General features: G+C 55.8%; 20 protein-coding genes and 1 pseudogene. 15 read left to right on the forward strand and 6 right to left on the reverse strand.

From position 1 onward, the window contains the following. The coding region (locus ACFPM8_RS07060) for a type VI secretion system Vgr family protein (RefSeq protein WP_378996622.1) at positions 1-1,090 on the reverse strand (1,090 nt) is incomplete at its 3' end. 687 nt (positions 1,091-1,777) lie between these two features. Between ACFPM8_RS07060 and ACFPM8_RS07065 the strand changes: the two genes are divergently transcribed. The 5 genes from ACFPM8_RS07065 to ACFPM8_RS07085 all read left to right on the forward strand — a co-directional run bounded on the left by ACFPM8_RS07065 (position 1,778) and on the right by ACFPM8_RS07085 (position 6,296). Then, positions 1,778-1,972 (forward strand): hypothetical protein, encoded by a 195-nt coding sequence (locus tag ACFPM8_RS07065; protein ID WP_378996453.1) that lies wholly within the window; start codon positions 1,778-1,780, stop codon positions 1,970-1,972. A gap of 40 nt (positions 1,973-2,012) precedes the next feature. After that, positions 2,013-3,032 carry a TRAP transporter substrate-binding protein DctP gene (gene dctP, locus ACFPM8_RS07070; protein WP_378996455.1) on the forward strand — a complete coding sequence of 340 codons (1,020 nt, stop codon included), beginning with the start codon at positions 2,013-2,015 and terminating at the stop codon, positions 3,030-3,032. Further along, entirely contained in the window at positions 3,029-3,607 is a 579-nt protein-coding gene (locus ACFPM8_RS07075; protein WP_378996457.1) for a TRAP transporter small permease, read from the forward strand. The genes dctP and ACFPM8_RS07075 overlap by 4 nt, the downstream gene beginning before the upstream one ends. After that, the gene (locus ACFPM8_RS07080) at positions 3,607-4,956 is read left to right on the forward strand and encodes a TRAP transporter large permease (RefSeq protein WP_378996459.1); all 1,350 of its coding nucleotides are present in this window, start codon (positions 3,607-3,609) and stop codon (positions 4,954-4,956) included. Before ACFPM8_RS07075 ends, ACFPM8_RS07080 begins: the two co-directional genes overlap by 1 nt. A gap of 185 nt (positions 4,957-5,141) precedes the next feature. Continuing rightward, positions 5,142-6,296 (forward strand): ABC transporter substrate-binding protein, encoded by a 1,155-nt coding sequence (locus ACFPM8_RS07085; RefSeq protein ID WP_378996460.1) that lies wholly within the window; start codon positions 5,142-5,144, stop codon positions 6,294-6,296. A gap of 145 nt (positions 6,297-6,441) precedes the next feature. On the opposite strand, the gene ACFPM8_RS07090 is transcribed toward ACFPM8_RS07085, so the two are convergent. Further along, entirely contained in the window at positions 6,442-7,407 is a 966-nt protein-coding gene (locus ACFPM8_RS07090) for a LysR family transcriptional regulator (RefSeq protein ID WP_378996462.1), read from the reverse strand. A gap of 109 nt (positions 7,408-7,516) precedes the next feature. On the opposite strand from ACFPM8_RS07090, the gene ACFPM8_RS07095 reads away from it, so the two are divergent. Continuing rightward, complete coding sequence (locus tag ACFPM8_RS07095; RefSeq protein ID WP_378996464.1) at positions 7,517-8,251, forward strand: SDR family oxidoreductase; 735 nt, start codon at positions 7,517-7,519, stop codon at positions 8,249-8,251. A gap of 313 nt (positions 8,252-8,564) precedes the next feature. Beyond that, on the forward strand, positions 8,565-9,368 hold the full coding sequence (locus ACFPM8_RS07100) for an alpha/beta hydrolase (protein WP_378996466.1): 804 nt from the start codon (positions 8,565-8,567) through the stop codon (positions 9,366-9,368). Positions 9,369-9,843: 475 nt separating this feature from the next. Here the strand turns inward: ACFPM8_RS07100 and ACFPM8_RS07105 are convergent, their stop codons facing one another. Continuing rightward, positions 9,844-10,902, reverse strand: coding sequence for a phage tail sheath family protein (locus tag ACFPM8_RS07105; RefSeq protein WP_378996468.1), 1,059 nt, complete (start codon positions 10,900-10,902; stop codon positions 9,844-9,846). Between the two features lie 88 nt (positions 10,903-10,990). Beyond that, positions 10,991-11,440 carry a phage tail protein gene (locus tag ACFPM8_RS07110; protein WP_378996469.1) on the reverse strand — a complete coding sequence of 150 codons (450 nt, stop codon included), beginning with the start codon at positions 11,438-11,440 and terminating at the stop codon, positions 10,991-10,993. A 1,062-nt stretch (positions 11,441-12,502) separates the two neighbouring features. Between ACFPM8_RS07110 and ACFPM8_RS07115 the strand changes: the two genes are divergently transcribed. Together ACFPM8_RS07115 and ACFPM8_RS07120 are read left to right on the forward strand one after the other, a co-directional pair. Continuing rightward, positions 12,503-12,769, forward strand: coding sequence for a helix-turn-helix domain-containing protein (locus ACFPM8_RS07115; protein ID WP_378996624.1), 267 nt, complete (start codon positions 12,503-12,505; stop codon positions 12,767-12,769). Beyond that, positions 12,766-13,056 carry a hypothetical protein gene (locus ACFPM8_RS07120; protein WP_378996471.1) on the forward strand — a complete coding sequence of 97 codons (291 nt, stop codon included), beginning with the start codon at positions 12,766-12,768 and terminating at the stop codon, positions 13,054-13,056. Before ACFPM8_RS07115 ends, ACFPM8_RS07120 begins: the two co-directional genes overlap by 4 nt. A gap of 856 nt (positions 13,057-13,912) precedes the next feature. Here ACFPM8_RS07120 and ACFPM8_RS07125 read toward each other — a convergent pair. Then, the gene (locus ACFPM8_RS07125; protein ID WP_378996626.1) at positions 13,913-14,806 is read right to left on the reverse strand and encodes a LysR family transcriptional regulator; all 894 of its coding nucleotides are present in this window, start codon (positions 14,804-14,806) and stop codon (positions 13,913-13,915) included. Between the two features lie 114 nt (positions 14,807-14,920). Here ACFPM8_RS07125 and ACFPM8_RS07130 point away from each other — a divergent pair, with 114 nt between their 5' ends. Genes ACFPM8_RS07130 through ACFPM8_RS07140 form a run of 3 tightly spaced genes read left to right on the forward strand, consistent with a single transcriptional unit; the run spans position 14,921 to position 16,320 of the window. Continuing rightward, entirely contained in the window at positions 14,921-15,142 is a 222-nt protein-coding gene (locus ACFPM8_RS07130) for a hypothetical protein (protein WP_378996473.1), read from the forward strand. Positions 15,143-15,164: 22 nt separating this feature from the next. Then, entirely contained in the window at positions 15,165-16,130 is a 966-nt protein-coding gene (locus ACFPM8_RS07135) for an NAD-dependent epimerase/dehydratase family protein (RefSeq protein ID WP_378996475.1), read from the forward strand. Between the two features lie 10 nt (positions 16,131-16,140). After that, a complete protein-coding gene (locus ACFPM8_RS07140) occupies positions 16,141-16,320 on the forward strand; it encodes a hypothetical protein (RefSeq protein WP_378996478.1) in 180 nt (59 codons plus the stop codon). Between the two features lie 178 nt (positions 16,321-16,498). Here the strand turns inward: ACFPM8_RS07140 and ACFPM8_RS07145 are convergent. Further along, a pseudogene (locus tag ACFPM8_RS07145) lies at positions 16,499-17,065 on the reverse strand (NUDIX domain-containing protein); the annotation flags it as partial. Between the two features lie 120 nt (positions 17,066-17,185). Here ACFPM8_RS07145 and ACFPM8_RS07150 point away from each other — a divergent pair. The 3 genes from ACFPM8_RS07150 to ACFPM8_RS07160 all read left to right on the forward strand — a co-directional run bounded on the left by ACFPM8_RS07150 (position 17,186) and on the right by ACFPM8_RS07160 (position 20,104). After that, the gene (locus ACFPM8_RS07150; protein WP_378996480.1) at positions 17,186-17,956 is read left to right on the forward strand and encodes a DeoR/GlpR family DNA-binding transcription regulator; all 771 of its coding nucleotides are present in this window, start codon (positions 17,186-17,188) and stop codon (positions 17,954-17,956) included. Between the two features lie 82 nt (positions 17,957-18,038). Then, complete coding sequence (locus ACFPM8_RS07155; protein ID WP_378996628.1) at positions 18,039-19,247, forward strand: MFS transporter; 1,209 nt, start codon at positions 18,039-18,041, stop codon at positions 19,245-19,247. A 149-nt stretch (positions 19,248-19,396) separates the two neighbouring features. Continuing rightward, entirely contained in the window at positions 19,397-20,104 is a 708-nt protein-coding gene (locus ACFPM8_RS07160; RefSeq protein ID WP_378996483.1) for a nucleoside/nucleotide kinase family protein, read from the forward strand. Positions 20,105-20,361: the final 257 nt, after the last annotated feature.

Below are 20,361 nucleotides of genomic sequence, written 5' to 3' on the forward strand. Positions count from 1 at the left end.
CTGCCTCGTCGGCTTGCTGCAGGTAGTTGTTGCTGGCCGTATGCACGACGCTGACGACCAGGTATTCATGTTTGCCGCGTTCGGCAGATTGGCCGAACACGCTGTTGCTGAAGTGATCGGTCAGGCGGAACCAGCGTCCGGGCTGGACGTCGCGGTTGTTGCCGGCGGCTTCGATATGTTTGCCGCTGGTCTCGATTTCTTCCATCCGCAACCGCGCTTGCTTGTCGCCGTCTTCGTCGTTTTTATAGCCGTAAGCGCCGGTGTATTCGTACGATTCGATATCGAGCACGTCGCCTTGTTTATTCAAGGTCGGGATGTTGACATTGCTCGGCACCGGGTATTTGAAGTTGAAGCTGGACAGCGCGACTTGGCCGGGGACGATCTGACGCAACGGGCTCCATTCGTGAAGGGCGTCCTCTTCCTTGGCGCCGGCATGGCGCTGGAAGCGGATCTCGGGGTCGCTGCCATCGATCGGCGCCGCGTACGTGCTGTCATCCGAAAAAATTAATTTGTGGCCCTTGTCGGTATGTTCATACCAATAGTGCCAGCCGGCGGCTTCCCACCTGCGGTGCAGGTAGTTGCTATCGCTTTCATCGAACTGACAGGCTTCGGTGACAGGCACATCGGCCGCCTTGACGCGGCTGTCCCAGTCCGGATGCGATCCATAGTTCTTGAAAATACATTCCATCTGTTCCCGCAGCGTCTTGCCGTGGAACAGGTAATTGTCTTTTCTGAGATGCAGGTAGGCCAACCAGGGTTTCAGCACCATCTGGTAAAACGCGACATTGCCGTCGGACTTGACCAGCTTGAATTCAAAGACGTAACCATTGAAGTAGCGCAGGCTGCCATCGCCCCGCACCAGCGAAATCGTCACCAACTTGCCTTGCATTTCCTTCAGAGGAATACGGGCGTCAGTGGCAAGCACTTCCACCGTGAATTCGAAATCGCGTGACAGTTCTTCCCTGGCTTCCAGCCGATTCGCCACCAGCGAAGCAGCTGGGCCATCGTTATGTGGGAACGATAATTTCAATATGCGATGGTGTTGACGTCCGTGCAACAAGGCCAGTAGGGTTTGGGACAAACTAGTCATGTTGTATGGGCCCACTCGATATCGGTTCATTGCCAAATGGCAAAGTCCAGAATTTTATCACCACATGATTCCCACCAGAAAGAATTGACAGGGGTTCTTGCTACTATGTTGCGTGCGGGGCCGGTAGTTCGTCCCACTTCCATCAATTCTTTGTAATACTCCCTGAATCCGACAACTTGCTCGCACCAGGCGCGGCAGGCGGCTGCGTTGAAAGCGCTGGTTTCAGCGACCGGAGCAAGCGAAACTCGGGCGGATTCTCGGTCAGTGTCGGCGGCAGGTCCGGCAGCGTCACCTGACCAGGAGGCGTCGTGGCCGCGCACGAAGCTACCCGATTGATCCAGCCTTTGCCGTAAATCGGCCACGTGGACAACGACGTGTAGTACCGCAGGCGCTGTGCGCTGCAGCGCGCGCCATGCCGGCATTGACAGCAAAATCCCACATCCGAAACACGATCACGCCATCGATGTCATCGGCACCAAGCGCAAGCGTGCAGCGCTCTATTATCGACATCATGTTCCATCTTTATAGGGACTTTTCTGCTGATACTGAGGTTTAACGTACTGCCGAGCGAGTGGCTCTACAAAGCCTGTGTAACAGAATATATAGAGTAGCTGTGGAAGATCGATCCGGGCCTGAATAAGGCGGATTGCGAATTCGTTGACATAAAAATGCCTTATGGAATATTGTGTGTACCCGACAACATCACAAGAAAACCCGGCATCTTTCGTCATCGATAAAGGGTTGAAAAATCGTGAAATGTCATTTCCGGTCGCTTCTGAAAACCTGCTGATGAATTTAGCCAGCGCGTTGCCAAGCCCTCCAATCTCAGGGCTTCCTGCCCCGACCTTGGATCGCTCGCTACAGTTGTATGAGGCGACCTGAAACTGTAGCGCTGGTTTTTCCATTCACAGGAGAGGGAAATATGTCTTTCATCAGCAGAAGGACGGTGCTGGGCGCGCTTGCGACTACGCCGTTGTGGTCAATGTCATCGGTTTGGGCGCAATCCGGCGCCCTGAAAATCTCCCATCAATTCCCCGGCGGCACCATCAGTGAAGGCGATTTCCGCGATCGTCTGACCCGCATGTTCGCGGCCGAGGTCAGCAAGCGTACCAAAGGCAGTCTCAAATTTGAAATCTATCCCGGCTCTTCATTGATGAAGACCAACGCGCAATTTTCGGCACTGCGCAAAGGCGCGCTGGACTTTACGCTGGTGCCGCTCAACTATGCCGGCGGCGAAGTGCCGGAAGTGAACATTGGCTTGATGCCCGGCCTGGTGACGTCGTACCAGCAAGGCGCGGCCTGGAAAAATGCGGAGGTCGGCAAGGAACTGTCGCGCATCCTGCTGGAAAAGGGTGTGATCGTGGTCAGCTGGATCTGGCAGGCCGGCGGCGTCGCCTCTCGCACCAAGCCGATTGTCGATCCGGCGGACGTCAAGGGCCTGAAAGTCCGCGGCGGCTCGCGTGAAATGGACCTGATTCTGAAAGAAGCCGGGGCCGCGGTGGTGACGCTGCCTTCCAATGAAATTTACGCTGCGATGCAGACCGGCGCGATGGATGCGGCAATGACCTCGTCGACTTCGCTGATTTCGTTCCGGCTGGAGGAAGTGTCGAAGAGCCTGACCACCGGCCGCGACCGGGCCTACTGGTATATGTTCGAACCCTTGCTGATGTCCAAGGCGACTTTCGAGCGCCTGACCAAGGAGCAACAAGCGATAGTGCTGGCGGTCGGCGGCGAAATGGAACAGTTTGCCCAGAGCGCGGCCCGGCTCGACGATTCCGGCGTCGCTGCGGTCTATCAAAAAGCGGGCGCCAAGGTGGTTGACCTGAACGCCGCAACGGTCAAGAAGTGGCAAGACATTGCACGCACTACCGCGTGGAAAGACTACGCCGCCAAGAATGACAACTGCGCCAAATTACTGAAGCTGGCGGAGAAGCTCTTATGAGTCATGAGTTCGACCTGAAGCCGGCCGCCGGACCCGCCGCGCCGGAACATCCGGTGGCGGCAGCCTTGTCCGGCGTGCTCGACCGTTTCAACCGGCTGGCGCGGTATTTGTCGATGGCGGCGCTGACGCTGACCGCGCTGATCATGACCTATTCGGTGGTGGCGCGTTATTTCTTCCACGTTCCCACCGACTGGCAGGACGATGCAACGGTATTCATGCTGGTTGGCGTGATTTTCCTGTGCGCCGGATCTGTGCAGTCGGTGCGCGGCCATATCGGGATCGACGTACTGGCGACGCTACTGCCGGCCAGGGCGAACGCGCTGCGCTTGCTGATGGTCGATTTGATTTCGTTCGCCTTCTGCGGTTTTTTCTCGTGGAAGGCGTGGACGCTGTTCCATGAAGCATGGTCCGAGGGCCAGACCACCTCTTCCACTTTCGCGCCGCCGTTGTGGATTCCCTATTCGCTGATGGCGCTCGGCATGACCGTACTGAGCTTGCAACTGCTGATGCAAGTCGTGGCGCGTCTGACCGAGCGCAGCAATTCCGTCAGCGCCCCAACTATCACAGGAGTGTAATGAGCCCGCTTGCCCTGGGTGCCTTATATGGCATCGTCACGATTGTCGTGATGTGTTCCGGAATGCCGATTGCGTTTGCTCTCGGCGTGGTTGCGACCGGCTTCATGTATTTCTTCATGCCAGCGTCTTCGCTCGATACGATTACCCAGAACGTTTATGAAGAAATCGCTTCGGTTACTTTGCTGTCGATCCCGCTGTTTATCCTGAAAGGGGCGGCCATCGGCAAATCGCCGGCCGGCCGCGACCTGTATCTGGCGATCCACGCGTGGCTCAACAAGGTGCCGGGCGGACTAGGAATCGCCAATGTGTTTGCCTGCGCCTTGTTTGCTGCGATGGCGGGCTCCTCGCCGGCGACCTGTTCGGCGATCGGGTCGGCCGGGATTCCCGAGATGCGCCGGCGCGGCTATTCGCCCGGATTCGCGGCCGGCATCATCGCTGCCGGCGGTACGCTGGGGATTCTGCTGCCGCCTTCGATCACGATGATTTTGTACGCGGTGGCCGCGGAGCAATCGCTCGGCAGGCTGTTTCTGGCCGGGATCGGTCCGGGCGTGTTGCTGGTGCTCCTGTTCGCAGCTTATGCGGCGTACCGCGCCCGCAAGGAATACCGAATCGCGCACGAGATTTATCTGAGCGGCGGCGTCAAATCGGCTTATCTGGAAGACGAACATTTCACCTTGGCGCAAAAAGTCGAGATGCTGCCGCGGGTCCTGCCTTTCCTGATTTTGCTGATCGGCGTGATGGTGGCTCTGTATGGCGGTTTTGCGACGCCGTCCGAGACGGCGGGGCTGGGCGCATTGCTGGCGATCGTGCTGATTGCGGTCGTGTACCGGATCTGGAAACCGAGCGACATTGCGCCGTTCCTGAACTCGACCATCAAGGAATCCTGCATGCTGCTGCTGATTATCGGCATGTCCTTGCTGTACTCGTATGTGATGAGTTATCTGCACATCAGCCAATCGGCAGCGCAATGGGTGGTCGGCTTGCAGCTGTCGAAATGGCTGCTGCTGGCGGTGATCCTGCTGATGGTGATCGTGCTTGGCTTCTTTTTGCCGCCGGTATCGATCATTTTGATGACCGCACCGATTATTTTGCCGCCGCTGCGCGCCGCCGGGTTCGACTTGATCTGGTTTGGCGTGGTGATGACGGTGGTGATGGAAATGGGGTTGATTCATCCGCCGGTCGGCTTGAACCTGTTCGTCATAAAAAACATCGCACCGGATATTTCGCTGACGGAAGTGATCAAGGGCACTCTGCCGTTTTTACTGCTGATGTTTTTGGCGATACTGCTGCTTTGCCTGTTCCCCGGCATTGCGACCGGGCTGCCGGATATCCTGATGGGAGCCCGGTAAAGCCCGTCCGGCGACGGGCTTTTCATCCTTATAAGAGATAGCGTTACCAAAATTTCCATTATTTATTTCCGAAAAGCATTTATTCGCGATAAAGTGTCGCCCGGCGGCACTGCCGACTTATTGGCTGTTGCCTCTGAATCAGTTGAACGTGAATAAATTGAACATCGATGAATAACGGAGAACAAATGAAAGTGCATCAGAAGTCGTCTTGGGCCGCCAGGGTCAGTATCGGCAGCCTGTTTGTTTTACTCAGTATCAGCGCCGCCAAAGCAGAACCGGGCATCACAGCCAACACCATCGTGATCGGGCAGTCGGCGGGATTCACCGGAACCACCGCCGAAGAAGTCAAACAGGCTACCGCCGGCGCGCAGCTCTATTTCGATATCGTTAACAAGCAAGGCGGTGTGTTCGGCCGCAAGATCGTGCTGGAATCGCTGGACGACGGCTTCGAGCCGAAGCGTACGGTAGAGAACACGCGCAAGCTGCTGAATGAAAAGAACGCATTTGCACTGTTCCTGTATCGCGGCACGCCAACCACTGAGTCGGTTCTGTCGCTCATCAACGACGCCAAAGTGCCGCTGATCGCTCCGGTCAGCGGCGCCAGCTCGCTGCATGAGCCGATGCAGCGCTATCTGTTCAACGTCCGCTCTAAATACCGCGATGAAGTCGGGACTGCCATCGAGCAATTGTCCGGCATGGGCTTGCAGCGTTATGGCGTGCTGGTTTCCAACGACTCGTTCGGCAATGACGCGCTGGAAGGTCTGAAACAGGCCATCAAAAAACATAAGCTGCCGGAGCCGGTGATTGCTAGTTACGAGCGCAATACGGTGGCGGTGGATGGCGCAGTCAAGAAGATATTCGATGCCAAGCCGCAGGCCGTGCTGATGATTTGCACCGCCAAGCCGTGCGCTGCATTTATCAAGGAGTATCGCCAGGCCGGCGGACGGCAGCAATTGATCACGTTGTCGAATGTCAGCTCGCAAGTGTTCCTGCAAGGCTTGGGCAAGGACGCGCGCGGTCTAGGTATGACACAGGTGTTCCCGAACCCGAGAGGTTCGAGCGCGCAAATTTCCAAAGAATTCATGGCGGCGCTCAAGTCGCGTAGCGAATTGTCCGACTCTTATCCTACTCTGGAAGGTTTTATTTCTGCCAAGGTATTGGTGGAAGGACTGCGTCGGACAGGCGCCAAGCCGAGCCGCGAAGGGCTGGTCAATGCGTTGGAAAGCATGGGTGGATTCGATTTGGGCGGAATGACGCTGAAATACGGTCCGGCCAGTCGCGATGGCTTGAACTTTATTGAATTGACGGTGATCGGCAAGGATGGGTACGTGTTGCGCTAGCTGGATATGAGGAGCCGAATGGGGCACAACTCTGTGCCTCAACTGGCAGTTCTTCGCGTAATGCAGGGCCGATGCGCCGCATGATGGGCGTATCGGCATTGACAAGCAGCTTATTGCACTGTTTGAAGTCGCCTTGCACCGATGCCTACGAAGACTTTGCGTGCTGCCGGTTAGATACAGGCCGCTCTCCCCTGGCAAAGCGGCTCTGCGGCTCGCTGCCGTGACCCAACGTTTCCTGGAGAAAGGCGATGAAACTCACCAGCTTCGGCGGCATGTGCGTATCGGGTAGATGCACTACATGAACAGGCCAGGTCGGTGCCGGCCAGTCTGGAAAAAGACGAACGAGCCGACCCGCATCCAGATCTTCCTGCAGCATCACCTGCGGTTGAAAAATTACCCCCAACCCCGCGACTGCGGCCTCGCGAAGCGCCAGGCCGCCATTGACGTCGAGGCGACCACGCACCGAAATGTGCTCCGCGCCACTGCCGTCGGGGCGTGGAAAGTGCCACTCACGTTCAGGGCCGGCTGCGAACATAAACGCTAGACAGTTGTGCTGTGCCAGATCGGCGGGTACCTGCGGATGCCCATGGCGCGCCAGATAGGCCGGCGACGCGCAGACAATGCGCGGCGAACGTGGTAGCGGCCGCGCAATCAAGCCCGAATCCGGCAGCACACCGGCGCGGATGGCGGCGTCAAAGCCTTCTTCCGCCAGATCGACGAAGCGGTCGTTGAGGGACAGCTCAATCTGGACTTCGGGATAGCGGTCGAGGTAGCCAGCAAGCGCCGGCACCAGCACACGGGTGCCATAGATAACCGGGCAGCTCACCCGCAGTCGGCCACGCGGACTGTTCTGCATTTCGCGCGCATCCAACTCGGCGGAGTCCACCAGCGCGAGGATTTCGAGGCACCGCTCATGGTAGCGTTTGCCGAGTTCCGTCAGGCTCTGGCGCCGCGTGGTGCGATTCAGCAGCCGGCCTTTGAGGCGTCGCTCCAACTCCCGAATATGGTTGCCGACCATCGTGGGCGTCATGCCGCTACCTTCGGCCGCGGCGGTGAAGCTGCCACGTTCGACGACGCGCACAAATATCTCCATGCTGCTGAATCGATCCATTCGCAAATCCTATTAAGAAGTGTTCGAAGAAATGACGGGTTTATCAAATTAGGTTAAAGAATAATACTCGTATCCAAGCTTTACTCACACCCCACCTCAAGGAGCCCCTATGACTAATGCAAACACGAATCTCCAACATCAGCGCGTCGTCTTGCTGGGCGGTACATCGGGCATCGGTCTTGCCACGGCCCATGCCGCACTGACTGCCGGTGCCTCGGTGGTAGTGGTCTCATCGAGTGGTCAACGTGTCACTGAGGCCGTCGCCAAGCTCGGCGAGCGGGCCCAGGGATACACGGTCGATCTGACCAATGAACTCGCTGTGCGCGGTCTATTTGAACAATTAGGGCCTTTCGACCATCTGGTCTACAGCGCCGGTGATTCGCTGCAAACCGGAGCGCTCGTCGACATGGGCCTCGATACTGTCCGTCAGGTTTTTGATGTGCGCGTCTTCGGCGCCATTGCCGCCGTCAAACATGCAGTACCGTATTTGCGCCCCGGCGGCTCAGTGGTGCTAACCGGCGGTGTCGCCAGCCTAAGGCCTCAAAAGGGTTGGGTGGCGCTTGCCGGTGCCTGTAGCGCGATGGAAGGCTTGACCCGCGCACTGGCGGTGGAGCTGGCGCCCATTCGCGTCAACCTGGTGAGTCCTGGTTTAGTGCGTACGCCGTTGTGGGCCAACTTGCCCGAAGCCGACCGCGCGGCGCTATACGCTGCAAGTGGGGCTGCACTGCCAGTGGGACATATCGGCGAGGCTGAGGATCTCGCACAAACTTACCTCTATCTGATGAGCAATCGCTACGCCACCGGACAGACCGTCATTGTGGATGGCGGCCACGTGCTGGTGTGAAAACAAGGACTTAGAATTCCTGAACCCGTCATTGGAAACTGAAAGATCTTGAATAAGGAAATGCATTGGGCCTCAGCAAACCATCACAAGCGACGCCGCTGAGCTTAAACTCCGGCTACCACCATAAGGCATCCCTATGCTGCATAAAACATATCAAACAGAAACCTATTGAAAAAAATACCAAAGATTCTTTCCACTCCGCGCGCGAGTCACATCGGAAAACGCGCCGGATGAGGAATGGTTTGAATGGCGTGGTGCGTCAATTCACATAGACCGTTATCCATGCCACGAAGCGCCACTCACGATCATCGTCGTGCATGGCGGTGGCGGCTATGGACGACTCTTCGCGCCAGTCGGACTCCTGCTCCGAAAGGCGGGTTATGAAGTGGTTGCGCCTGATCTTCCTGGCTACGGCCTGAGCAAGAATGACTCTTCGATGATCAGATATGACGCATGGATTCGCATGCTGAGCGATCTTGTTGCCAGCGAATACAAGCGAAATGGGCGTCGCATTGTTCTGTGCGGCGGCAGCCTTGGCGGTTATCTTGCTTATTTAAGCGCGGCACAGCTGGGTTCTGGACCGATCGCAGGCGTCATTGCAACCACATTAGTGGATCCCCGGTTGCAGCTCGCTAAAGAACAGTTCGCCAAGAATGGCCTGGTATTACATGGACTGATGCCTTTGATGCCATTGTTTGCGAAGTTGATAGGCAATCTCAAGTTCCCTATTAAATGGTTCACAAAAATGGGCGCAATGTCTAACAACCCGGAGCTGTCCCAACTAGTCGCCGAAGATCCGTTTGGCGGTGGCGTACGGGTTCCCGTGAGCTTCATGCAATCAATTTTCTCAATCAGACCGGCCATTGAGCCGGAGAATTTCGATATTTGTCCGGTGCTGCTTGCGCACCCGGCGGCAGATCGTTGGACAAGCATTGACTCTAGCCGGCCCTTTTTTGAGCGCATCAAGGGTGACAAAACCTTGGTTTTACTTGAAAAGTGTGGCCACTTTCCGGTTGAAGAACCCGGTATTTCACAGCTCGAATATGCGGCAATAGCGTTCCTGGCCAAAATTGCGGACAACTCCGGTGCCCAACAAAAAACGGCGATTCGACAGTAACCGCTGGTTGCCAGGCCGCGGCAGTCGGCACAGGTGCTTCACTCAAGTCTTTATGTCCAAGTAACTCTCTCTAGCCCCCTGCGGACATCCCACCGGTCACTACATGCGCTATTTTCCGGTCACGCAAATCTTGGTCGACATCGGCCTTTGGCGCCACGACCGTAATAGAAGTATTTGGCGGCCTAGAATTCAGCTGACTAGTCGACGGCACTGACGACATCTCCGGAATATCCCGCATCTTGGTCAATGTGGAGATACTTGGCGCACGCGGAATCGCTGAGGCAGTCGGCACAGAGGGAAGCCGAGGACTTGCCGCCAAATCGCGGCCGGAATTTCGCGTCGCAAAGTCGCCAATATTGGAATAGCTAAAGTTGTTTAATCTGGTCGAACAAACTCTGATCTCGATCGCACGAGAAGACACCGCCAATCCTGGTCGAAAAGGTAAAGGCGGCAATCGTCAGATATACGCAGCAGCCTAGCCCCGCCCCACTTCCTGCGTGAACTGCAAGATAATGAATTCGGCAGGACGCACGGCAGCCATGCCGATTTTGACGTTCATTTTGCCTTGCTCGACATCGTCCGCCGTCATAGTGACGTCCTTACCGACCTGAACAAAATAGGCTTCCTGCGGGCTGCTACCCATTAAGCCACCTTGCCTCCAGATACTATGTAGATAGTTATCCACGGCAGATCGGACGCGCTCCCACGTCGGGTGGCTATTGGGTTCAAACACAGCGAAACGCATCGCCTTTTTGATATCTCTTTGCGCGGTATCAAACAGGCGGCGTATGGAGATGTAGCGCCAGTCATCCGAATCTTGCAGCGTTCTCGCCCCCCATACCACAGCCCCCTTGCCGTTGAACTCCCGGATCATGTTGATGGCTTTGCCAGTGTTGAACTTCCCTTGTAATGCCTCAGACACCTGGAATCGTGATCGCAAACCACCTTTCAATGACACGTTGGCAGGCGCTTTCCACACTCCACGCTCTCTGTCCACCGAACAGTAGAGGCCGGCTACAGCTGCACTAGGAGGTATCGGCGTGGTCGCCCAATCCGCTTGCAGCCAAGGGTAATAGGCGGCCGCATGCATGGAGTCAGGGTACGCATCAGCAGGAATGGTCGTCGACGTCGTCATCTCAGTGGCCGGACCATCAAGAATGGCAAACCGTCCCTTTTCGGATCCGCACAACGTGTTCATCGCGCCTGCAATGTCCTGTCCGGCTGCCACCAATAAAGTCACATCATCCATTTTTTGGACTTCCGCCGCAAATTTATCAGCGGCCAATAGATAGCAATAGCCACCGCCATTTTCAAAATAGGCCCTGACGCCGACATGCAAGGTTTTGCTGAAATCGGCCTCTCCCGCTGCCGTCACAAAATCCAGCCAAGAATTCAGTCGAACCGGTTTCGCCAAGGTCAGATCCCCCGCTTCGCCCGCAATCACCGGCACCGCCGTGGTACCGCCGGCTATCGACAGCGATAAATTGGGAAGCTCTTCAACATATACACCGGGATACGTGGTCGTTACTGGCATAACTCCTCCAAAACAATGGATAAAAAGCCCCAACGCAAATCCAAATAGATTTGCGCCCCAAATATTAAAAGCGGATTGATTCTATGAATTAATGAAACTGCACCGTCATGCGCAGGGCCAGCAAGCACAACTCTTCAATTGCGACCTCATTGCTGGAGGCATCAAAGCTAGGCGCCGTGAGTTTGGTCGGAAAGGCGTCGATAATATTCCACGTCACCAGAAGCTCGCTGCCCGACTCGTTGGTTAAACTGATCGAGATATCTTTCTTCTCGACCTGGTTGAGGGAGATTGAACTGATCCAATCGTACAGCTGACTTTGTCCAAGGAAGATGCCACGCTTTAGGCTGATATTGAGCGCGGCCGCCTGACCCGGCATTTGAAACCAGTTACCTAGACCATCTTTATACTCCATGGTTTCAAATCCCAATTCCAAGCCGGACACCGCGCTAAACGCCATCTCGTCGTTGCCAACAGTAACGCGATAACGATAGGTAGGAATGGGGTAACTAGCCGCAATTTGCTCTTTGGATATGGACATCCCGATCGCTCCTTATGGGTGGCCTCGACACCTACGCAGATCGGCCATTGTTGTAAAAAGATGCCAACTACACGCCAAAATTCCAGAAGACCGTCCCATGAACTCGGGCAAATACTGCTTGGATAGCAGCAATGAACAACTGCTTTATCTTTTTCTGCCTGCGCTCTGCTTACTGCTGCCCTATTGTTCTTTTTCTCTTTGGTATGGCCGGGTGTTTTTGCCCGGGAAACCACTGTAGAGAATGAATTGGAAATCTCATACTGGAAATATTGCCAGTAGCAATTCATATCTATACATGCCTATCAAGCTGTGACGCGCTAAATGCGTTCGATCTCGACACTTTCATCCATCAATACGTAAAATTCGCCGCTGCCGAATAAGTTGAATTACCGCACGCCCTGAAACTGGGTCGTGTCATATATCTCGGCAAATTCAACCACGGCGACGATCGGGTGTCGGCAGCAAGAGGATGTTTTCGCTTTGTTTAACGGCACCTCGGCATGTTAAATTGCTGCTTTGCAAGTCATAACAAGTTGAACATTCATGACCCGGATATTGCCGACTAAGAGCGCCACCATCGCCGAATACTGGCTGCGCGGAATAGAGACGCAACTCGTATCAGAGAAAGAAGTAAAAGATTGGGCATTCTCGATCATTGAAGCCCTCGATGAACCGCCGTTCGAAATCATCGACTTGGCGATGAGTAGAGGATTACCCGATCTATTTGGAAAACTAAAAGAGATGCCGGGTGATCGTGATGTTCAACAAGCTGGGCGTTGGCTTCTCTGTACTCTCAGGGAAAGGTTGCAGTCTGATCCGTCAAGCATGAAAGATGTCGTCAGATGTGCGGTACATATCGCTCGCTCTACTAACCTGGAGTACGAAGTGTATTGCAAGTTCGATGCGATAGACGATTGTATTTACCTCGCAGAAAACGAGACGTATGGATCTATTGACATGTGCCGCGCCGATCTTACTGATGCGCTCGCCGAATACCAAGAAAGACCCGAAGTAAACGGCGCCCCCGAGGCAAACGCCTCAGGAGCGCCGGCCTTTGTCGTCATTCCCTACGCGGACTACAGTCGCAAACAGGAAGGCAAAGGCGATTACATCCCGCATGAAGTTGTCAGTCTGATGGTCGACAATGACTGGACGCCTTTACGTGCCTGGCGCGAGCATCTGGGCCTTACTCAATCTGACGTGGCGCAGCGACTTGGCGTTTCCCAATCAGCCTATGCGCAACAAGAGTCAAGCAACAAACTACGCAAAACTAGCCGCCAGAAGATAGCCGCAGCGCTCGGTATCGATGCAGCACTATTAGACCTGTGAGAAAGCTCTCATTAAAGAAGTCGCGGTGGACAGGCAACAAATGGCCGTCTGTTGATATTGATCCATATGAATTTGACGACTTTCTCAAAGTTGTTACCCAACTTTGCAATACCTTTTCAGTCGCTATTCCTCACGTTATTGACATTCTCGACGGCTATGCAACTGATCTGGTTATCGAAAATTCTCCTACGAAGGTTCTCATGGATAACTGGACATTTTCAGTTGCTGCGGAAAAGGAAGACGTGCGGGACAAAATTTATATTGCACTCGAAAGCATTAGTATTTGATCTTGCTATAGGCCTCTAAATTGTCGGCAACCCGACATTTCGTTCAAGTCGTTCCCTTCGAGCACTGAGTCGTCACGCGAGCAGGCCGGTCCTCTTTAATTCAATTCGTTATAGCCAACATGTCATTCGAAACAACGCTTATCTACAACAAATCACTGATTCGACAAGCAGTATTCGCATTCTGGCGGCGTTCTATTAGCATGCGGTTCGTATCCGCTTGGCTCGCGATGACGGTCTGGTTTTTCGTCTTGCTTATCCAGCGAGATACGTCGTGGCAGATGGGTGTCACAGGAACAGTGAGTGGCTTCTGCGCCTTGATTTCAGTTGCTATCTACCTAGTCCATTACAGAAACTCAATGAGCAAGTTTCGCGAAATGGGCAGCTCGCAAGCAACCTTCCGGGCCGACGAGTTATCTTTTACGCTTACGTCAAGTATCGGAGCTTCCACGCTACGATGGAACCGTACGGGAAGTATGGCAATTTCAAAATGTCTGGCTTCTACTATTTTCGAAAGCACAGTTTTGCACGTTGCCACTCGAAGATTTGCCGCCCGACATGCGAACTTTTGTAGTTGAGCGCGTTCTCGCATCAGGAGGCAAGATCTGCTAGCCATCCAAGAGGAGCCCAGGGGAAACCGCACTTCTGGTTCCCTTCCGCTTTGTCTCGACGGTGCGCCACGAAACGTTTAAAGATCGGTTTTCCAAAAGCCTTCCGGGCCGGCGGATGTCACGGTACATCTCTGTCCACTAAGAGGAAACACTTAGGTCGAGCACATGCGCTGCCCAGTTGCTCGACTTGGAGTGCCCAAAATTTACATGCACTGACATTGCGGGGCCGCGTTAGAGGAGATTGGATACTAGCGCTGTATGTACGCACTCAACCCCGCAACAAGTGCCGCGAAAGTTGCTGCGCAACGTGCGCTTTGGCGCAGGTCTTCATGCATCGCGACCCAGGTGTCCATCATGATCGAGAACTGGGTAGGCAGCAGGCGTACCAGCGCCTTGTCTTTCGCGGCCAGCGCCGATTGGCATATGCCGATGCCGAAACCCGCGCGGATGGCTGCCAGTTGCGCCAGGTCGCTGTCGGCCCGGAATGCCAGGGCGGCGCGCGAGAACCAAGGGAATTGATCCTGCAGCCGGCGGATATAAGCGCTCTCGTAATCGAAACCGATGAGCGCATGATCCGATAGCCCGGCGATTGATTTCGGGATGCCGTATGCCGCGAGGTAGCGCTTGTGTGCGTGCAGCCCGAGTTCGATGCTGCCCACGCGCTTGGCCACCAGCGCGTCTTGCGCGGGCCTGAACATCCGCACGGCGATGTCTGCTTCGCGGTGCAGCAGATCGTCCGCCTTGTTCGACAACACCAGCTCGATGGTCAGCGCGGGGTGCTCATTCTTCAGCGCCGCGAGGATTGGGGGCAGCACTTCGATGCCGATGACCTCGCTGGCGGTCAGGCGCACGGTGCCGCGAACGCCGGTTCCGTGGCTGCTGGCCACCCGGCGCAGCGCGGCCGTGGTCGCGGCCACGCCGGCGGCATAGGGCCTCAGTTCCAGCGCGGCATCGGTGGGCGCGAAACCGTCGAACGAACGGATAAAGAGCTTCAACCCCAGCGCTGTCTCCAGGTTGTCGATGTGGCGGCCCACCGTCGGCTGTGTCAAGCCCATCGCGCGTCCAGCCGCCGACAGCGAGCCTGTCTCCAGCACTTTCAGGAAGGTCCTGTACCACTCCCAGCTTGGTTCGTTTTCCGTCATGGTATTCATTTATTTATAGCCTCAATAAGAGTTTAAGCAATTTTCATTTACCCATCAATTTTGCATAATGCCATCTCCGACAGCAAAGACCAACCGACATCCACGGAGCCTTTCATGAACACATTGACTATCGCCCAGACATTACCCTGCCGTGCCGAATGCGACCTGGTTATCTGGGCGAAACGGATTGGCGCCGCGATCTTCGCGGTGACCGTCACAGCGCTTGAAGCCTGGCTGCGGTTTCCGATTCGCTCCCTGTTCGACGGCTACCTGCAATCAGCCACGTCGCGCATCTCGTCGGTCGCTGCTTCCGTTTTTCACCACCGTTCGCTATGAACCCAACCCAAGGAGAATCGCCATGTCAAAAATAGCTCTTTTCGGCGCAGCAGGCGTCATCGGGCAAAGCATTGCCGCCGCCATCGGCGCCAAGGGCCAACCCTATCGTGTTGTCGGCCGCAGCGAGGCAAGCCTGCGCAATGCATTCGGTGCAGACCCTCTCGCCGAAATCGTCACCTGGAACCCCGACTCGCCCGCGTCGGTCCAGGCCGCCACTGCGGGCGTCGAGACGCTGATCTACATGGTCGGCGTCAACTATTGGCAGTTCGAGCTCCATCCCGAACTCATGCGCAAGACGCTTGATGGCGCGATCGCCGCCGGGGTCAAGAACATCCTTCTGATCGGAACCGTTTACCCGTACGGCCGGGCGAAATCCCGGCCGGTGCGCGAAGACCATCCGCGCGAACCCCACACCTTCAAGGGCCGCATGCGCAAAACCCAGGAAGACCTGCTGATGCAGGCGCACGCCGATGGCCACATCCGAGCGACGGTGCTGCGCCTGCCGGACTTCTACGGCCCCGGCGTGGAAGCCAGCTTGCTGCACCGCGCGGCGAAGGCAGCCGTGCAAGGCGGCGTTGCGGACATGGTCGGTCCGATCGATCAAGCGCATGAGTTCGTCTTCGTGCCCGACGTCGGCCCCGTTGTTGCCAAGCTGGTCAATACCCCTGCCGCATTCGGAAAGATCTGGAACTTCGCCGGCGCGAGCGTCACGACGCAGCATGAGCTGGTGTCGGAAATGGAGCGCCAGACTGGAAGGAAACTGAAGCTCCGCGTGGCGGGCAAGACGATGCTGCGCTTGATCGGCCTGTTCAATCCGTTCATGCGCGAAATGGTCGAGATGCACTATCTGATGACCGAACCCTTGATCATGGACGACTCGGCTCTGCAACGACTGATCGGCCCGATTCGCAAGACGCCTTACGCGGAAGGCATACGACAAACTTTGGCCGCTGTAGCCGGGGTTCGCGCTATTAAAGCCTTAGTCTGAGGAACCATCCTTGAAACACTTCACTTCCACTCGCCTTGCCGCGAGCGCTTATTTCGTCGCGGTTCTCGTGACGGCCGTCGCCAGCGCGCTGTTCGGGGCAGATCCGGCCCGCGTAGCCACGCCCGTGGGTATCGAAATACTTGCTACTTATCACCGAACTCTGCTGATCGGGGGACGAGGGATTCAATAGATGGTTATTTTTTCCCATCATCCCAAAATGGCAAAAAGAGCCAGCTAAAGTATTTAGCTTCGCTCGACCGCCACTTTCCAGGGACTTCCTGCACCGTCGGAGCGTAATCGCTGACCTTGTCAAACTTGGTGTTTGAGTGGTCGACCTTGGCGACAGCGTTAGCACCCGACGCGAACAAATACAGCTGCGCATATTGCAGCAGCATGATGGTCTTGCCGTCCGCAATTTCACCATTGGCCACCATGTGTAACGCCTGCCGTAATGGCAACTCCAGCACCTCGATGTCCTCGCCTTCCGCTTCAATCCCGCCGCCCTCGCCGATCCGCGCCGTTGCCTCATATTCAGCGACAAAGAAATGCAGCCTTTCGGTCACCGAACCTGGACTCATGAAGGCTTCGAATACCTTGCTTACCGCGCCCACCCGGTAGCCGGTTTCTTCCTCGACTTCGGCCCGGATCCGCTGTTCCGGATTGGCGTTGTCGAGCAGCCCGGCCGGGGTCTCTATCAAAAACCCGTCGTGCCCGTTACCGTACGTCGGGAAGCGAAACTGGCGGATCAGGATCACGCTCTTTTTTTCCCGGTTATAAAGCAAGATCGTCGCGCCGTTGCCGCGGTCATAAATTTCGCGGGTCAACGTCTGCCACGTGCCATTGTTACGACGATAGTCAAAAGTGGCTTTTCGCAGCAAATACCAGTCATCGGACAGCGTTTCGATTTTCTGGATTTGAACTCTGTTGTTTCGCATGGACAGGATCTCCTGAAGGTAGTCCGGGGCGACAAGGCCCGTCATCGACGCTTGCTTTTTGCGACACTAACATGCAGTATCGTGCAATATCAAGAATATTCGTGCAAACAGGAATTGAACATGCTGACCAGCCAACGCAAAAAACATCTATTGGACCTGCTGGCTCTAGATGGCCGGATTGTCGCCAAAACCCTCAGCGAGCAATTGGGATTATCGGAAGACACGATCCGCCGCGATTTGCGCGAACTGGCAAAAGAGGGCTTGCTGCAGCGCGTACACGGTGGCGCGTTACCGGCCTCGCCGGCAATGGCCGTCTTCGCCGAACGAGAAAACATCTCTGCCGACGCCAAGTCCGCGATCGGCCGCACCGCCGCAGGGCTGGTGCAGCCGGGGCAGGTGGTGTTCGTCGATGGTGGTACGACGGCCGTGCAATTGGTCCGGCATCTGCCTGCCGACTTGAGGGCCACCGTTGTCACGCACAGCCCCTCGATCGCGGTCGAGCTGCTCAACCATCCTCATATCGAGGTCATCATGATCGGCGGCCGCCTGTTCAAACATTCCATTGTCGCGCTGGGCGCGGCCGCGATTGAGGCAATCGGACGCATCCGCGCCGACTTGTATTTCATGGGTGTTTGCAGCCTGCACCCCGAAGCCGGCATCGGCACTGGGGATTTTGAAGAGTCGTGCGTCAAGCGCGCGCTGTGCGACGCGGCGGCAGAAACCATCGTCCTGGCCTCGCCGGAAAAGCTTGATACGGCGTCGCCGTTCCAGATCGTGCCGCTCAGCCGGATAAGCCGGATCGTGGTCGATAGCACGGTTCCAGAACACCTGATCGCGCCCTACTCCGCGCTGGGCATTTCGATCAGCCTGGCATTTGAGACGCATAAATAGCGTGCTCCAAGTGAGCATCACATTTTGATGACAGTCGACAAGTAGTAAACTTGCCGCATCTCAATTTCTCGCACTCAGAATGATGACCGATCTGAAAGCTGTCTCAATTTCTCGTGATCCTGACACCGCCGACACTTCCGTCCGTCGCCGTTCCCTGATGGCAGCCTGCAGTGCCCACGCAGTACATGATGGCCTGACTGACCTTATCTATGTGTTGCTGCCTATCTGGCAGGCGCAATTTTCCATCAGTTACGCGCTAGTGGGACTGTTACGCGGATCCTATTCGGGCATGATGGCCGGCTTTCAACTGCTGGCCAGTCGGCTGGCAAAACGCTGGGGGCGAGAACGCATGCTGGCGGGAGGGACGGCACTGGCTGGCATCGCATACCTGATTGCTGGTCAGGCCGGTGGTCTGACGGTACTGGTGATTGCGTTGTTGTTGGGTGGATTGGGGGCCAGTACTCAGCACCCGCTGGCGTCCTCATTGATCACTGATACGCATGAGGACGGCGGTGGAGTCAAAGAGGCACTGGCACAGTACAACTTTGCCGGCGACATCGGCAAGACGCTGATACCGGGTCTAATGGGCATTTTGCTGGTGGTCATGAGCTGGCAGGCCAGCGTTACGCTGGTGGGCCTGCTCGGCTTGGCTGCGGCCGGTGTGTTGTGGTGGCTTATTCCGGTGCGCGGCGAACAGGCATCCAACAAGGGGGCAGCCGCCCAAGCAATAACCGGAACTGGTTCGGCTAGCGGGCTGCGTGCGTTGCTGCTGACCGGCACTTTGGACAGCGCCGTCCGGATGGGGTTTCTAACCTTCTTGCCATTCCTATTGAAGAGCAAAGGCGCCGGCACGGCAGGCATCGGTTTTGCGCTGTCATTATTGTTTGTTGGCGGCGCGTTCGGCAAGTTGTTTTGCGGTTATCTGGGGGCGCGCATCGGCATGATGAAAACAGTGTGGGTAACGGAGTCCGCCACATCGCTGTTGATCTTGCTAGCGGTATGGTTACCGCTCGTCGGCATGATGGCCATGTTGCCGCTGCTGGGACTTGCCTTGAACGGAACCTCTTCGGTGCTGTATGGTGCAGTGCCAGAATTGGCCGGCGCAGGAAAACGCGAGCAAGCTTTCGCGCTGTTCTATACCGGCACCATAGGTGGTGGGGCGCTATCACCCGTGTTGTTTGGTCGACTGGGTGACGCCGCTGGAGTCCACGCTGCGCTGATAACGTTGGCGGCGATCCTGCTGTTCACATTGCCATTGTCTTGGCAAGTACAGAGAGAGGTCGGCAGTTGATTGCTGCTTATTCACTTCAAAGCTCCCAGTCCCTGGATATCGGTTCGATAAATTGCGACTTCTATCGGCTGTAATCGGCCAGAAACAGCCATTGCGACACGGAGTCTCAATCCAGCACAATCGCTGCAAAAACTTGTAAAAGGTTACCTATGGAAGACACTCGCGCGAATATTATTGAGAGATTGGTTCACGAAATCATCACATTAGATTCCTCTCGCCCTCTGCGCATTGCGATTGACGGCCGGACAGCGTCAGGCAAAACTACACTCGCGAACGAACTATCGAAAGCAATCGAGCAGACAGGGCGCCCCGTAATTAGAACTTCGATAGATGGCTTTCATCGGCCCAAAACGGAACGTTATGCTCGCGGCCGCTATTCCGCTGAGAGCTACTATCGAGACGCTCGCGACCTCGCTGCGATTGTCGATTTGTTGCTAAGACCTTTGGGGCAAGACGGGGATCGCAAATACTGCACGGCGTCATTCGATCTTGCGGGCGATGTTCCGCTTCCTCTTGAGTTCAATGTCGCCGAATCACAGGCCGTGCTCCTGGTCGACGGAACTTTCCTGCAACGTCCGGAATTACAACCATGGTGGGACTTTACGGTTTTCGTGGAGACCGACGAGTACGTGGCCGAACGACGCGGAATCGCGCGTGATGCCTTGCACTTGGGGGATGAAGAACTTGCGAAGCGACTGTTTGTGGAGCGCTATCGGCCGGCATTTGGTCTTTATACCGAGGAGGTAGACCCTAAGGCAAATGCTGACGCCGTATTTGGCAACAACGATTTCAACTGCCCAACGCTGCAAATAAGAAGCCGTCCTATTCAGGAAAAAGCAACGTCCGCTTTAGGGTAAATCGATTGGCCGGGATGGATCGAAATAAGTCTGTCGCGACCGGCTCAAAGCGGCCAAAACCGATTGCCGGCGTTCCGCCAAAACCACGTCGATTCCCCAAAAAAAAATCATCGATCAAGTAAGCGCAACTACGTTGACAAACGCCGCCCCGCCCCTACACTGAAATCGTTGCCCAACGGAAAATTTGGCCGTTTTCCGTTCACCTGACAACGAAGAATTGCTTTGTGTACCCAAGATTAGTTGACCACTACAGCCAA

Source organism: Paraherbaspirillum soli (assembly GCF_042654985.1).
Taxonomy (GTDB): domain Bacteria; phylum Pseudomonadota; class Gammaproteobacteria; order Burkholderiales; family Burkholderiaceae_D; genus Paraherbaspirillum; species Paraherbaspirillum soli.